Raw genomic sequence first — 14,184 nt, forward strand, 5'->3', positions numbered from 1 at the left:
CGGGACACTAGGCCGTTCGCCTACTCTGCGCCCCACTCCCGCTTGTCCGGACCATGGTAGACCACGCTGTCGCAGCGTACGGGCAGAAAACAACCCTCGGCCTGGTCCCGGGCGTCCAGGTAACAGGGCACCATGCCGGCGGTAAACGCCAGTGAGGCGAACAGCTGGTACTCCTGGCAACTCAGTCCCATGTCGGCAGAGAGTGCCGCATTAACGGCCGCAACGTTCATTGAGTAGCCGAAGCGGTTCTCCAGGTGGCGATGGACATCAAACGCCATGCGCACAAATCGGCCATGGGCGAGTCCCAGTTCCTGGGCCTTGTCCATGGTGTGGGCGATCCGCTCATCGGTCTTAGCCAGTGGCCGGCCGTAGCCATAAAGAATGCGGCCGGAGGCCTTCTCAGCGTCCACAAACGCTTCCAGTTCTTTCCCCTCGTCACACCAGCGCCCGGCACGGTAAAAGAAATCCAGTGCTTTGACTTCTGGCCGGCGGCCATAGATGGAGGCTTCGGAAACCGCAATGCCGGCCACCAGAGAGGTGGAGGCCGTGGCCCTTGCGCTTGCCGCCAGTGCGGTCACATGGTTGGGCCAGATCGAAGGGTCCGGGTAACTGGTGGCTACCCAGAAAAAGTTCAGCATGGCCGCGACCTGCTCACCCGGGTCCCGACCGAGGATGCTGTACAGCCAGAGACGATGCCAGTGCCAGTCCCCGAGTTCGTGGTGCAGATCCCGGCCATGCATGATGACCCGCTCAGACAGGTAAGCCTTGCCACGGTGGGTTGGCCAGGTGGATTCCGTGGCCAGCAGGCGTTGATGGCTCATGGTGAAACTCCTTCCCGGGTCGGGTCTGGCGTGTTTGGATCGTTCAGTAGCTGGATGGCGGGGCCGTAGTACGGAAACAGCTTCCAGCCGAGTCGCTTCTGCTCCAGGGCATGGACCGCCGCCCCGGGCAGACGCAGGATCAGGTACAGCATGGTGGCCTGGTCCGGCTCCAGCCCAAGATCCGCCAGGGCGGCAGACGCTACACCGACCATCGCCAGGGGGTAACCGGTTGCCTGTTCAAGGGCCTGGTATTCATTAGAGAGCCACGTCACGGCACCCTGGGCTGGGGCCTGGGTGGCAAGCGCGTCCAGGGCCTGGCAGACCGGTGTCGGTGTGCTGTCGCCATTGGGGTCAAAGCCCGGGCAGTGCTCCATTGGCAACCAGATATCAGGAATCTCCTCCACCTCCGGGTTGGCGATGCGCGCCTGCCAGGCCGGCAGATCTGCACCCAGAGCCTGCCACCACTGTAGCCAGACGGTCACTTCCTGGCCTCCGCCATACTGGCCGGAACCCGCCGCCAGGGCAGCGATCAGGGCAGAACTCGGCGTGGTGCCGGATACGCCTGCGTTCATCGCTGCCCGCACGCTGGCGTCCCGGGGACCGGGGTTGGCAAGCACCTTGGCGAGGGTTGCCAGCAACCGGCACTGCTCAGGACTCGGTCGCTGGCCCTGAAACAGCAGCAGCAAGTATTCAAACCACCCCGCCCGGGTGATCACCTGGCCATAGACATCGTAGCCATGGCAGTAGCAGTGGCGGGCGGCAAAGGGGTTGTCCGGCTCGGGTTCTTCCAGCCAGAAATGGGAATGGTAGACAAACTCCGAGGTCATCGGTGGGCCTCCCTCTCGCAACGTTTGATTTCCGGGCGGATGGCTTACGGTGTTGCTCCAGTGAGCACTTTCATGCGGGAGCCCATCGGTGGCAACTCATCCCGGTCGATACGGATATCCAGCAGACAGGGTCCAGGGCGAGTGAAGATGGCCATCAGGTCGAGGGCCAGCAGTTGCTCTGTCGATTCCACCCGATAGGACTCAATGCCCATCGCCTCGGCGATCCGGGCGTAGTTGATGTCAGGCAGATCGTGGGCAATGGACTCCCCGCCGCCGAGGGACTGGCCATGGCGCACCATACCGAGTGACGAGTCGTTCAACACGATCATCAGCAGGTTCAGGTTTTCCTGCAGTGCGGTTGTGATCTCCTGCCCGGCCATCAGATAGGAACCGTCTCCGGTGACGCACACCACAGGTTGCTTCGGATTGGCCGCGGCAATGCCAACGGAGGCACCAATGGCCCAGCCCATAGTGGCAAAGCCAATCCCCAGGTGGACCAGGCAGGCGGCGGCCGGGAGGTTGTGGGGGCGGGAGACGTTCCAGTAATGGATACCCCAGAGAAAACTGGTACCGCTGTCCAGCGCGACCCGGGTGCCAGCCGGGCAACTGCGGGCAAGGTGTGTCACCAGGGCCTGGGGTTTGATGGCGCCGGGTTGCATGTCGCATTTGCCGCGGTCGTCGTAGCTGACATCCGCTGGCAAGCCGTCATCCTCTATATGGGCGACTGAGGGCGTACGCTGGGGATCGTTGGCCAGCATTTCAGCAAACGGCTTGAGCATAAGTTCCGGTGATCCCAGGATGACCAGCCGGGCCATGTTGGATCGGGTCAGGTGTTCGGGATGGGGAGACAGATGAATCAACCGGTCGGAGAGGATGGCCGTTGGGTCCCAGCCGGCGGTGGAGACCTCGTCCAGCCCGGTGCCAACGGCAATGACCCGCTCAGCCTGGTTGACCTTGAGGGCTTCGGCGGCGCTTTCATGGCCAGCGAAGCCGAAGATGCCGCGAAACAGCGGGTGGAAATGGTCCACCAGGCCTTTGGCACGAGGTGTGGCCACGAACTTCCAATGGCGCGCTTCTATCAGCGCCATCAACTCTGACAAAGCACTGGCGGCACCCTCACCGATCACCACGGTGACCCGGTCGGTTTCCGCCACTTCCTTGAGCAGCGCCTGCAGGCAGGTTTGACTCGGCGCCACGCTGTGGTTGGTGAAGGCGCGGAGATTACCGGTATCGAGGTTTTCCGGAACCGGCAGCCGCATTACGTCGATGGGAATGCTCAGGTGGACCGGCCCCGGTGTATTGCTGAAACTCTGGCTGATGGCCTGAAGCAGTTTCGGCTCCAACTGCGCCGAGTGGGACACCAGGGTGTTGTAGCGGGTACAGCGAGCGAACATTTCGACGGTGTTGATACCGGTGCAGGAGGTTTCCTGCAGCGAGCCCTGGCCGAACTTTTCCAGCGATGTCTGGGCGGTGATGACCAGCATGGGAATACCGTCAGCGTAGGCGGACGCCACGCCGGTGATCAGGTTGGTGGCACCGGGGCCAGCGGTGGCGCAGCAAACCCCGAGGGTGCCGGTTTCCCGGGCATAGCCCTCGGCCATCAGGGCGGCCCCGGTTTCGTGGCGGGCGGTGATGGCACGAATGCCTCCGCGCCGCTGACTCCTGGCCAGGGCGTTATAGAACGGTTCAATGCTGCCGCCAGGAACACCGAAGACGCAGCGTACTCCCAAACGTTCCAGGTAGCGGAGGATGAGGTCTCCGTTCTCGAACATGACGCACTCCTTGTGCCCCGACAGGCAAAGCGCCGGGGCTTATTCCAGCATTTTGGGTTTGGCGATACCGTATCCTTGGGCGTAGTCCAGCCCCAGCTCCTTGAGGCGTTGTTTGATGTCGTCGTTCTCCACGAACTCGGCGATGGTTTTCAGACCCGCCGCGTGCCCTACCCGGTTACAGGCATCCACGATGCCAAGGTCGATGGGGTCTTCCAGCAGATTGCGCACGAAACTGCCGTCTACCTTGAGATAGTCCACTGGTAGGGTTTTGAGGTAGGAAAATGAGCTCATGCCACAACCAAAATCATCCAGTGCGAACTGGAACCCGTCCTGACGGGTCTGCTGGATGAAGCCCAGGGTGAGGTTCAGATGGGCAATGGCTGCGGTTTCTGTGATCTCGAAGCAGATCCTCGGTGGCAGAATATTGTACTGGCGTACCAGAGCTCGAATGTAATCGAACAGATCCGCCTCGCCGAGGGAGTTGCCGGACAGATTGATGAAATAGGTGCCGGTCGGTTCCCGTCCCAGGCCGGTCTGGTCCAGATAACGGAAAGCCATTTCAATAACCTGTCGGTCAATCTTCGGCATCAGGTTGAAGCGCTCTGCGGCCGGAATGAAGGCGCCGGGCGGGATGATGTCATTGCCCTGCCTCAGTCGAACCAGGAACTCGGTACGGAAACCGTCGGCGTTCTCCGGTTGCAACGGCACCATCTCCTGTTGGCAGAGGCAGAAACTCCGGCTGTGCAGGGCCTGCTGGATGCGACTGGTCCACTGCATGTCGGTCTGGCGTTGCTGCATGTCCTTGTCGTTGGACTTGTAAACCTGCACGTTGTTGCGTCCACGATCCTTGGCGGCGTAGCACGCCAGGTCGGCGTGGCTGAGCAGTTCGGCGGTAGTGTCGTAATCCCGGTTGATCACCACCATGCCGACGCTGAGGGAAACCGAGAAGGGTTTGTTCTGCCACACAAAGCGATATTCGCGCACCTCCTCACACAGCGCCTCGGCCACTTTGGCGGCATGCACTGCATCGCAGCCCCGCAGCAGCACGCCGAATTCATCGCCGCCCAACCGCGCCAGGGTATCGTCAGAGCGGATGTGTTGTGCCAGTCGCCCTGAGACCTGTTTGAGCAGTTCGTCGCCGGCAATGTGGCCGCAGGTGTCGTTGATGATCTTGAACTGGTCCAGGTCGAGATAGAGCAGCACGTGCTGGCGCCCGGTCTCGCGGGCATCTTCCAGCGCCGTGGCCAGCCGCCGCTCAAACTCCCGCCGGTTGGCCAGGTCGGTCAGACTGTCATGGAAGGCCATGTGCTCCAGGGTGGACTCGGCCTTGCGCTTGGCTTTGCGTACATAACTCTCACGAACTTCCCGATCGATGGCCGGGATCAGCCGCGACAGGTTGTCCTTCATGATGTAGTCCTGGGCCCCGGCTTTCATGGCGCTGACCGCCACACCTTCGCCGATGGTGCCGGAGACAATGATCACCGGCAGATCGTCGGAAAAGCGGCGAGTCACTTCCAATGCCTGGAAGGATGAAAATCCGGGCATATTGTGATCGGTGATCACGATGTCCCAGGGTTGCTCCTTGAGGGCGTCGGCCAGATCGAGTTCGTTATCCACCAGCTTGTAGTCTGGCTTCAGCCCTCCCTTACGAAGTTCCCGCAACAACAGCAGAGCATCGTCTTCCGAATCATCGACCAGCAACAGTTTCAGATATTCCTGATTCCGGTGTTCTTGAATCTCAGCCACTGAAGATACCTTTCGTTTGTGGCGTTTTCGGCACCAGTTCCGGTGGTGGCAGGCGATTCACCTGCAGCCAGTAGCTGGCCAGAATCCGCATGTGGTTGGTGAACTCCGAAAAATCAACGGGTTTTCTGACGTAGCTGTTGGCGCCGAGACGGTAGGCCTCAATCTGCTCCCCGGGTTCGTCCGACGACGTCACCATAACCACGGGCAGCCAGTTGGTTGTGGGTTCGGAACGGATGGTCCGCAGAACCTCAAGGCCATTGACCCGAGGCAGCTTGATGTCCATCAACACTACCCCAAGCCTGAGTACAGCGTCTGGGTCGCAGTTGGGACCAAAAAGGAAGTCGATGGCCTGTTGGCCATCCTCAAGAACAATGATCTCACTGCCGTTGCTGGCCTGTTTCAGGGCCCGTACGGTCAGAACCTGATCATCGGGATTGTCTTCTACCACCAGGATCGAGTATTCATCCATGCCCGAGAGTGTCCTTATCTGGCTAGAGAGACGACGTACTCACCTCTTCGAGCATAGTTCGCCTAAGCCGGGAGTGGCAAATTGACATGGAACGTGGCGCTCTCTCCCAGCACAGAATCCGCCGAAACGTTGCCATGATGGCGCCGAATAACCCGATACACCGTGGCCAGACCAATACCGGTGCCGGCAAACTCCGCCGGGCTATGTAGCCGGTTGAAGGCCGTGAAGAGTTTCTCGGCGTACTTCATGTCGAAGCCGGCGCCGTTATCACGGATGGAAATGGTAATGGCATGCTGGCCGGGTTCGGCGGTGATCTCGATGCGTCGCTCCGGTTTCTTGGCAGAGTACTTCCAGGCGTTCTCCAGCAGGTTCTGGAACGCAATCCTGAGCAGACGGCTGTCTCCCCCAACCCGGATATCCGGCTGGATATCGATTCTGGTCGGCGGATCTCCATTCATTTCAACCAGTTCCCGGCAGATTTCGGACGTCATCGCACTGATGTCCACGGTCTCATAGTTCAGTGGTTGGCGGCTGACCCGGGAGAGAATCAGCAGGCCGTCGATCAGATGCCCCATTCTGACGGCGGCCGAGCGGACCCGGCTGAGGTAGTCCCGGGCGGTCTGGTCCAATTGGCCCGCGCAGTCCTCCTGCATGGCCTGGGAGAAACCGTCGATTGCCCGCAGCGGCTGGCGCAGGTCGTGGGAAACGGAGTAGCTGAAGGCCTCAAGTTCGCGGTTGGCTAGGCTCAGCTCGGCAGTCCGTTCTTCTACGGTGCGCTCCAGTTCCCGCTGGCTGTTGAGGATACGGCGGTTCTGGCTTTCAATGGTGCCAATCATCTCATTGAACACCTTGCCGAGCTGGCCCAGTTCGTCGTTGCCGGCGACCGGCGCCCGCAACGAGTAGTCGTGGGCCTGGGTGATCTGGCCCGCCGTGTCCGACAGCGCGAGAATCGGCTGGGCAATCACCCGCTGCAGGCGAATGGCAACAATGGCAACGAACACCAGAATGACCAGGCCGATGCCCAGTGCCGCCAGGGCGAAGGTGCGGATGTGGTGATCCAGAACCTCCAGGTGGCACTTCAGGAACAGCTGGCCGATGGTGTCATCGTCCACGGTGATGGGGGCCAGCAGCTGGTAGTGATCGTCAGTAAAGCCAAGGCGCTGCGGCATGGCGAGATCGGGGCAGGAACCGGCGTTGCTGGTCTGCGCCAGCTCGCTGAGAAGATTGCCCGCGGTGTCGTAGATACAGCCCAGCTGAATGGTGTCGATGCGCTGCAGGCTCTTGAGAATGTTGTTGAGCTGTCCCCGGTCCTCGAACAGCACCGCAGCGGCGGATTGTTCGGCGAGAATGGAGGCGATGGTATCCAGCTCCGAGGCCATCTGGTTGCGATAGTTGCGGCTTTCCAGCGTTGCCAGGCTGAAACAGACAAGCGCAATGCCCAGAGCGCTGGTGGAGAGCGTCAGGAACAGCAGTTTTGCCTTCAATGGCCAGTCGCGCCAATGCCAGCTGAGACTCATTGGATTACTCTCACGGCCAGTTCCAGCAGTCGGGAATCGATGGTCAGATTCGATGCCTCGGCAGCCCGAAGGTTGATTTCGAAACGGATGACGTTGCCCTGCTGAACGTAGCCGATAACGCCGCCCTGGCGCGCGAAATCCGGTATATCGCTCACCGTGAGCTGATCACTTTCGCCTGCTGCGGTTATCAACTGGGGCAATCTTCGAACCTCAGACTGGCTGACAAAAACAACGCTACAGTCCGTAATATCAATAAGTTGGGATGGGTATTTGAGGTTAATTGTGCGACCCTGAGCGGAGCGCCCCTCGATCGGAGCGAGCAATTCCTCGAACGGATCGTCGCCAAACACACAGAGGTTCAGGTCCGTCTCCGCGCCATCAGGGCTCCGTTGCCAGCTGACGAAGCGGGTGAAGTTGTAGAGGAACGCCGCCTTGAGCTCATATTCCGAGCGTACGGAAGCCTGCGCGTGGGTCTGAAAAACCACCGCTAACGCACTGACCAGCAGAAACAGGCTGGCGGGTTGCCAAAGGGGGAGATGTTTAATCAATCGCTCTTCCCTGACCAAGCGCCTGTGCCAGACATGAAAAGCGCAGGCTCGACAAAAGATTAGCACTCAACCCCTTGCCGTCAATGTTCAGCCGATACGGCCATTTCAGCGTACCGGATTCCCAAAGCGTTAACGGCGGCACTGAGCCGCTGGTGGTACATATGTTCTAATCCTCACCCAATCATGATCCAACGAGACTCAGGACCCAATCCCCCAATGACACGGCAAGACGAAGCCCAGACTCAACCGCAACCTCGCCATTCTGGCAGCGCAACGATCCGTTCCAGCAAGTCCGGCTCCAACGCCCAGGACTATGTGGTCTATCACTGGGAGCGAATACTCGGAGCAATCGCTCTGCTGGTTGTGGTGGTCGCCCTCGTGACCTGGGGAATCATGCACCTGATCTATCCATCACCGGCCCGACCAGGCAGAAGCGAGAGCACCCCAGCCCCAGTGGCGCAAGCTGAGCCAGAACCGGTTGCTGTGGCAGCACCGCCGGAAACGCCGAAACCGGCGGCGGAACTGCCAGTTGCGGCCGCGGCGCCCCCGTCCGAGCCGGACTCTGAAGAAGCAGTGACTGAAGATTCAGGGACTGAGAAAACAGCAACTGAGAAAACAGCGACGGAAAAAACAGTGACGCCGCCACTGGTGGAACACGACACCGTGGATGACAATGTGTCCGAAGCCGAAGCCGAAGCCGAAGCCGAAGCCGAAGCCGAAGCCGAAGCCGAAGCCGAAGCCGAAACTCAGTCCGCTGTGGTGACGGCGACGGCGCCGGAGATTGGCCGGAACGACCAGGCACCCTCCACGGTTACTCTGCTGTCGGACCATATTGTCCGGGCCCGCCTGACCTTGGCTCTGGACAACAAGGAGCCGACCGGGGCGATACCGGCGGTGCTGCCGATGAACGCCGACGGCCTGATGCGGGTTTATCTGTTCACCGAGACCCGCAACCTGAATGGTCAGCTGCATTTCCATGACTGGTATTGGGAGGGCGAACGGGTCGCCCGCGTGCGGATCATGCCTTTCTCCGATGCGATGCGTGCCTCCTCGGGCAAGTTCATCAATGGAGACATGACCGGGCAATGGCGGGTCGAGGTGGTGACAGAAGCCAGCGAAGCCCTGGCTGAGGCAGAGTTCGAGGTGAGATGACAGGCCTTCGGAGACTGCTTTGTTTGCTACAAAATGCGCTCAAAGGTGGCTAGACTGATCGGTTTGAAGCGACAACAAAACAAAACTCGGGTGCGGCTTTCTGGCGGCATCGGTTCCAGAAGGGATACGGCAGAGACAAGATGGACGCGGATCAACGACACAACAACCGATCCGACCGCCAATGGCCGCTGAACGCGGCATTGACGGTGCTATTGATGATGCTGGCTTCGATGGTGGTGGCGGATGATGTCACCACAGAGCCCCATACACCTGGGGCCCCGGTGGTTATCGAGGATCAGCAACGGATTGATCTAGCATCTGCATTGTCGCTGTTGGAAGACCCGGAGCGCCGGTACACCTTTGAGCAGGTGAGGCTGGGCCGGACGCTGGACAGCTTCTCGCCCCTTGGTGAGCGCTCGGCCAACTTCGGGTTTACGGAAGCTGCCTGGTGGGTCAAGTTCACCCTTGCCAATCCCAGTGATCAACCCAAGCGTCTGTTCATCCGCCAGGATTACCCACTGATTGACCATTTGGACTTCTGGGCGCCGGCCTCGGACAAACACTGGCAACTGGTGTCTACCGGCGATATGCGCCCGTTTCACCTGCGGCCTGTGGAACACCGTCTGTTCCTGTTTCCGGTCACCCTGCCCCCTCAAAGTGAGTCCACCTACTATCTGAGGTTCGAGTCTCAGGGCTCAATGAACATCGGCCTGTTCGCCCACAGCCAGGTTGATCTCATGAATCTGGTCACCAAGGAATATCTGGCCCTTGGGGTGTACTACGGTGGCTTCATCGTGTTGCTGTTCTACAACCTGTTCATGTTCCTGACGGTGCGGGAACGGGCGTTTGCCTATTATCTGGTGTACCTGACCAGCTACGGCCTCTACATGTCGCTGCACAACGGCCTCTCCTTTCAGTTGCTGCTGCCGGACCTGCCGCTGGTTGCCAACAAAAGTCTGCTGGTCTTGCTGTCGATCTCCCTGTTCGGCGGTGTGCTCTTTACCCGAACCATCCTCAATACCCGTGCCCAGTCGATCCGGGCGGACCAGTTCGCCGTGGTGCTCCAGTGGGCGTCGGCGCTGATGATGCTGATCTCACTGTTGCTGAGTTATCGCTGGGTTATTGTGCCGTTGGCGGTGCTGACCGTCATCGCGTGCGTGCATATGTTTGTGTTGGGGCTGATGGCGTTGGCCCGGGGCACAGGCACCGCCCGCTACTACATGATTGCGTTCTCTGCGTTGTTGATCGGCGTCTACATCTACATGGCCAAGACATTTGGGCTGCTACCCCACAACGCGTTCACCCAGAACGCCTTCCAGATCGGTTCGCTGCTGGAGATGGTGCTGCTCAGTCTGGCCGTCGCCAGCCGGCTCAATGAGCTCAAGACCGAGTCGTTCACCGACGCCCTGACCCAGTTGAAGAACCGCCGCTTCTTCAACGAGCAGATTGCCCAGGAGTACGCCCGCGCTGGCCAGACCGATGCCCCCCTGACCCTGGCGGTGATCGACATTGACCACTTCAAGGCGTTCAACGACAGCCGTGGCCATTCCCGCGGTGATGCCGCCCTGAAGATGGTGGCCAGCCTGCTCAAGGACCGCGTACGCAAGCCCAACACCGTGTGTCGCTACGGTGGCGAGGAGTTTGTGTTGATTCTGCCGGATACTTCCGACCAGGAGGCGGCGGTGCTGACCGAGCGGGTTCGCGCCACGATTGAGAAAGAAACAGCATTTGGATTCAGCCTGACCGTGAGCATTGGCTTTGCCACCATGCATCCCGGTGAATTCGAGGACACTGATTGCCTGTTTGTGGCGGCGGACTACGCCCTCTATACCGCCAAGGCCAGTGGCCGGAACCGGGTGGTGAACTATCGCGAGTGCGATCTGAAGCGGGCGCTGGACAATGCCCACCGGCTTACCGGAAACCTGATGGCTCAGCCGTCTGACTGAACGCCAGCAGTTGGGGAAAGAATGTCAGGAAATGGGCTTCCAGAGTAGCGTCCAGGGGGCGTAGTTCCTCGATCATTCCCTCAAAACGGTTACTGAAGCGAATACGCTGGGCAATCCGGTCCAGTGCCAGGCCCACCTGGTCAAGGTCCCGGTAGGCGTTGAACCAGTCCTGCTGGACCATGCGGGCGGTGGTCCGGGCCATGGTGTCCGGCATCAGGTAGCGGCCCCGTTCCAGGTCCCGGTAGACCTCATGGATAAAAACTTCGGACGGCGTGTCGCAGAACCTGTCCCAGTGCCGCAGCAGGTAATGATCGAACAGCACGTCCAGGGCGATGCCGGCAAAGCGGCGGCGCTGGGCCGAGAAACAGCGCTTGCAGGCCAGCACCTCCGGGTGGCGATCGGTAAAGCCATCCACCGCCAGGTGGTGTTGCCAGCCAAGACGGACCTGTGTTGGCAGCGTGTCCGGGTCCACGCCACGGGCAAAATCGCCCAACAGGTTACCGATGCGGGCCTGCTGGTCGGGCGGAGACAGGAACAGGTGAGCTAGGTGGTTCAACTATGTCCTCCTGGAGCGCTGTGTTTCCGGGGCTCGCGAGTGATTGCAGAAGGGTAGCGCCAAGGGTATTCTGGCGCACGTCTTAAAGCTGGCCAATTAGGGCATCCCTTGAGAAACCTCTATCCCGTCATATTCATCATCAGCGTGATGTTTGTGCTGCTGAGCATTTTCATGACGTTGCCTCCCCTGCTGCTGTTCGGTAACGATGCCCCCAACGCCGTCGCCTTCGCGGAATCGGCCGGTTTGGTGTTTGCGCTCGGCGTGCTGGGTATTCTGCTTGCGTATGGCAAGCCAAGGGATCTCAAGCCCCGCTATATGTTTGTACTGACGGTCAGCAGTTGGCTCATTATCTCACTGATCTCCTCCTTGCCCTTCTATCTCAGTGACAATGCCGGTATTTCCCTGACCGATGCCATCTTCGAGTCTACGTCGGGCATCACCACCACTGGTGCCACGGTGCTCACCGGGCTGGATACCATGGATCAGGATCTGCTGCTCTGGCGCTCAATCCTGCAGTGGATTGGGGGGATCGGTATCATCGGCATGTTCGTGGCGGTGTTGCCGTTCCTGCGGGTGGGCGGCATGCGGCTGTTTGCCACCGAATCCTCGGAGTGGACCGACAAGGCCCTGCCGCGGATGAAAACCCTGAGCCGCGGGCTGTTGCTGGTGTACGTGGTGTTCTCCATCCTGGCGGTGCTGACCTATTGGGCCTCGGGGATGAGCCTGTTTGACGCCTTCAACCATGGCCTGACCAGCATTGCGACGGGGGGCTACTCCACCTCCGATCTGTCGATGGGCAAGTTCAATTCCGACCTGATTCTGCTGGAAGCGACCTTCTTCATGATGATTGGCGGCATGCCGTTCTTCCTGTTCGTGCGCGAGATGCATGGCCAGCATGGCGTGCTGTGGCGGGATCAGCAGGTGCGTCTGTTTGTTGCCATCCTGCTGTTGGTGCCCCTGTTCCTTACCCTGTACCGCTGGTACATCAACGACGACTTTGATCTGGCGTCCGGCTACATTTCCACCCTGTTCAATGTGACCTCAGTGGTGACCACCACGGGCTACGCCTCGGAAGATTATGCGGCCTGGGGATCGTTCTCGTTCGTGTTGTTCTTCTTCCTGATGTTTATTGGTGGTTGTTCCGGTTCCACCTCCGGGGGGATGAAGATCTTCCGCTTCCAGCTGTCGCTGATCGTACTGCGGGAGCAGTTGATGCGGTTGCTGCACCCGCGGGCGGTGCTGACGCGCAACTTCAATGGTCGTGCCGTCAGTGATGAGATCATCGCCTCAATGATCGCCTACACCTTCATTTTCCTGCTGTGTTTCATGCTGATCACCCTGGCGCTGGCGAGTCTGCACCTGGACTTCACCACCAGTCTCTCCGGGGCCCTCACATCGCTCACCAATGTGGGGCCGGGCCTGGGCAGTGTGATTGGACCGGCCGGGAACTTCGCGTCCATACCGGACGCGGCCAAGTGGATACTGTGCGGCGGGATGCTGCTGGGCCGGCTGGAGATTCTGAGTGTGGTGGTGGTGCTGTCACCGGCCTTCTGGCGGAGCTGAAGTGGCCCATTGAGCCGCTCCCGTCACCGTCAGCCGCCGTCATTCGAGGGCGGTATGGCGGCGCAGGCCCGACGGGATCAGGAAGTTGGTTTCCCGCACCCAGCGCAGCAGGGAGCGTAGCTCGGGGCCGGGGTTATCGCCCTGTTCCTTGAATTCGACGCCCAGGCCATTCGGGCTGCAGCGGACCAGCGTGGCGTCCACGCGCTGATAACCCCGGACTTCTGGATCATGAAGGTGGAACTCGATCTCGACGTCCTGATTCAGGTCGAGATTGGGGTTCCGGGTCGAGATGAACAGGCCCTGTCTGCTGATGTTTCTCAGCATGCCTGAGGCAACGAGCCGGCCCTTGCGGTAGATGAGCAGTGTCAGCCTGCCCGGAAACCGTTTGCTCTGACGTAACTCCATCGAATCCCCCCTGCCCGTCTGCCTTTCTACTTTTTATAGTTCGATCAAATCTGCGGGCATATGATTCAGGTCAAATATTGTACAGTTGACTTGGGGGAAAGGAAAAGCACTTCGCCAGGTTGTTGAAGCGGCTGGGGAAAACCGGCCGCCGCGTAGGTGCGGCCAGTCGGGGGCAAGGGACGTCTTAGGCTGGCGCTATAGCGACAGGCGCTCACCAAAGAACCGGCCAATCTCGATGATCTCTTCCAGGCACACGCTGTGATCCATCGGGAAGGTGCCGTACTCGACGGCATAGCCAAGCTGGCTCAGCTGCTCGGCGCTGCGTCGACCAAGTTGCTCCGGCACCACCGGATCGAACTGGCCGTGGTAAATGCGGATGGGAGTTTGACGATTGGCTTCGGATGGTGTCAGGGTGCCGGCGGTAGCGAAATAGGTCGACAGTCCCAGCACACCGGCAAGCGGTTTGGCGTAGCTCAGGCCGAGCTGGTAGGCAACCGCCCCGCCCTGTGAGAAGCCAGCGACGATGATGCGCTCGCTGGCAATTCCGCGTTCGATCTCCCGGTCAATCAGCCGGCCGACGGCATCTGACGACGCACAAAGTTGCTCGGTATCGACCACCCGGTCAATGTCCATTGCCTTGATGTCGTACCAGGCCGGCATGGCAACGCCGCCATTGATGGTCACCGGCATCACCGGAGCATGGGGGAAGATGAAGCGGATGGCCGCGTCGTCGGGCAGCCCCAGTTCCGGGATCACCGGCTCGAAGTCGTGGCCGCTGGCGCCCAGGCCGTGCAGCCAGATGACGGCGGCGTCGGGATTGGCTCGGGTTTCCCGTTCAATGACCTCAAGTTCCAACATCGGT

The 14,184-nt window shown here is 60.2% G+C and carries 13 protein-coding genes; 3 read left to right on the forward strand and 10 right to left on the reverse strand.

The genetic code is table 11. The annotated features are described in order from the left end of the window. Positions 1–20 precede the first annotated feature (20 nt). The 7 genes from J2887_RS10140 to J2887_RS10170 all read right to left on the reverse strand — a co-directional run bounded on the left by J2887_RS10140 (position 21) and on the right by J2887_RS10170 (position 7,700). Complete coding sequence (locus tag J2887_RS10140) at positions 21–821, reverse strand: citrate/2-methylcitrate synthase (protein ID WP_227175884.1); 801 nt, start codon at positions 819–821, stop codon at positions 21–23. Continuing rightward, a complete protein-coding gene (locus J2887_RS10145) occupies positions 818–1,648 on the reverse strand; it encodes a citrate/2-methylcitrate synthase (RefSeq protein ID WP_227175885.1) in 831 nt (276 codons plus the stop codon). Before J2887_RS10145 ends, J2887_RS10140 begins: the two co-directional genes overlap by 4 nt. Before the next feature lie 44 nt (positions 1,649–1,692). After that, on the reverse strand, positions 1,693–3,420 hold the full coding sequence (locus J2887_RS10150) for a thiamine pyrophosphate-binding protein (RefSeq protein ID WP_227175886.1): 1,728 nt from the start codon (positions 3,418–3,420) through the stop codon (positions 1,693–1,695). 39 nt (positions 3,421–3,459) lie between these two features. Further along, entirely contained in the window at positions 3,460–5,166 is a 1,707-nt protein-coding gene (locus J2887_RS10155; protein ID WP_227175887.1) for a GGDEF domain-containing response regulator, read from the reverse strand. Further along, a complete protein-coding gene (locus J2887_RS10160) occupies positions 5,159–5,635 on the reverse strand; it encodes a response regulator (protein WP_227175888.1) in 477 nt (158 codons plus the stop codon). The genes J2887_RS10155 and J2887_RS10160 overlap by 8 nt, the downstream gene beginning before the upstream one ends. Before the next feature lie 62 nt (positions 5,636–5,697). Then, positions 5,698–7,152 carry an ATP-binding protein gene (locus J2887_RS10165; protein WP_227175889.1) on the reverse strand — a complete coding sequence of 485 codons (1,455 nt, stop codon included), beginning with the start codon at positions 7,150–7,152 and terminating at the stop codon, positions 5,698–5,700. Then, a complete protein-coding gene (locus tag J2887_RS10170) occupies positions 7,149–7,700 on the reverse strand; it encodes a YfiR family protein (protein ID WP_227175890.1) in 552 nt (183 codons plus the stop codon). The genes J2887_RS10165 and J2887_RS10170 overlap by 4 nt, the downstream gene beginning before the upstream one ends. Before the next feature lie 216 nt (positions 7,701–7,916). Between J2887_RS10170 and J2887_RS10175 the strand changes: the two genes are divergently transcribed. After that, positions 7,917–8,852 carry a DUF2914 domain-containing protein gene (locus J2887_RS10175; RefSeq protein WP_227175891.1) on the forward strand — a complete coding sequence of 312 codons (936 nt, stop codon included), beginning with the start codon at positions 7,917–7,919 and terminating at the stop codon, positions 8,850–8,852. Positions 8,853–8,992: 140 nt separating this feature from the next. Continuing rightward, entirely contained in the window at positions 8,993–10,798 is a 1,806-nt protein-coding gene (locus J2887_RS10180) for a diguanylate cyclase (protein ID WP_227175892.1), read from the forward strand. Here the strand turns inward: J2887_RS10180 and J2887_RS10185 are convergent. Next, positions 10,764–11,354: an ACP phosphodiesterase gene (locus tag J2887_RS10185; protein WP_227175893.1), complete on the reverse strand. Its 591-nt coding sequence runs from the start codon at positions 11,352–11,354 to the stop codon at positions 10,764–10,766. The two genes, J2887_RS10180 and J2887_RS10185, sit on opposite strands and share 35 nt — an antisense overlap. A 147-nt stretch (positions 11,355–11,501) precedes the next feature. Here J2887_RS10185 and J2887_RS10190 point away from each other — a divergent pair, with 147 nt between their 5' ends. Beyond that, positions 11,502–12,917 (forward strand): TrkH family potassium uptake protein, encoded by a 1,416-nt coding sequence (locus tag J2887_RS10190; RefSeq protein WP_227176095.1) that lies wholly within the window; start codon positions 11,502–11,504, stop codon positions 12,915–12,917. Between the two features lie 39 nt (positions 12,918–12,956). Here the strand turns inward: J2887_RS10190 and J2887_RS10195 are convergent, their stop codons facing one another. Both J2887_RS10195 and J2887_RS10200 read right to left on the reverse strand, forming a co-directional pair. Next, positions 12,957–13,322 (reverse strand): PilZ domain-containing protein, encoded by a 366-nt coding sequence (locus tag J2887_RS10195; RefSeq protein ID WP_227175894.1) that lies wholly within the window; start codon positions 13,320–13,322, stop codon positions 12,957–12,959. A 195-nt stretch (positions 13,323–13,517) separates the two neighbouring features. Beyond that, positions 13,518–14,180, reverse strand: a complete 663-nt coding sequence (locus J2887_RS10200; RefSeq protein ID WP_227175895.1) for an alpha/beta hydrolase — start codon at positions 14,178–14,180, stop codon at positions 13,518–13,520. Positions 14,181–14,184: the final 4 nt, after the last annotated feature.

Origin of the sequence: Marinobacter sp. CA1 (assembly GCF_020546665.1) — a bacterium.
Lineage (GTDB): Bacteria > Pseudomonadota > Gammaproteobacteria > Pseudomonadales > Oleiphilaceae > Marinobacter > Marinobacter xestospongiae.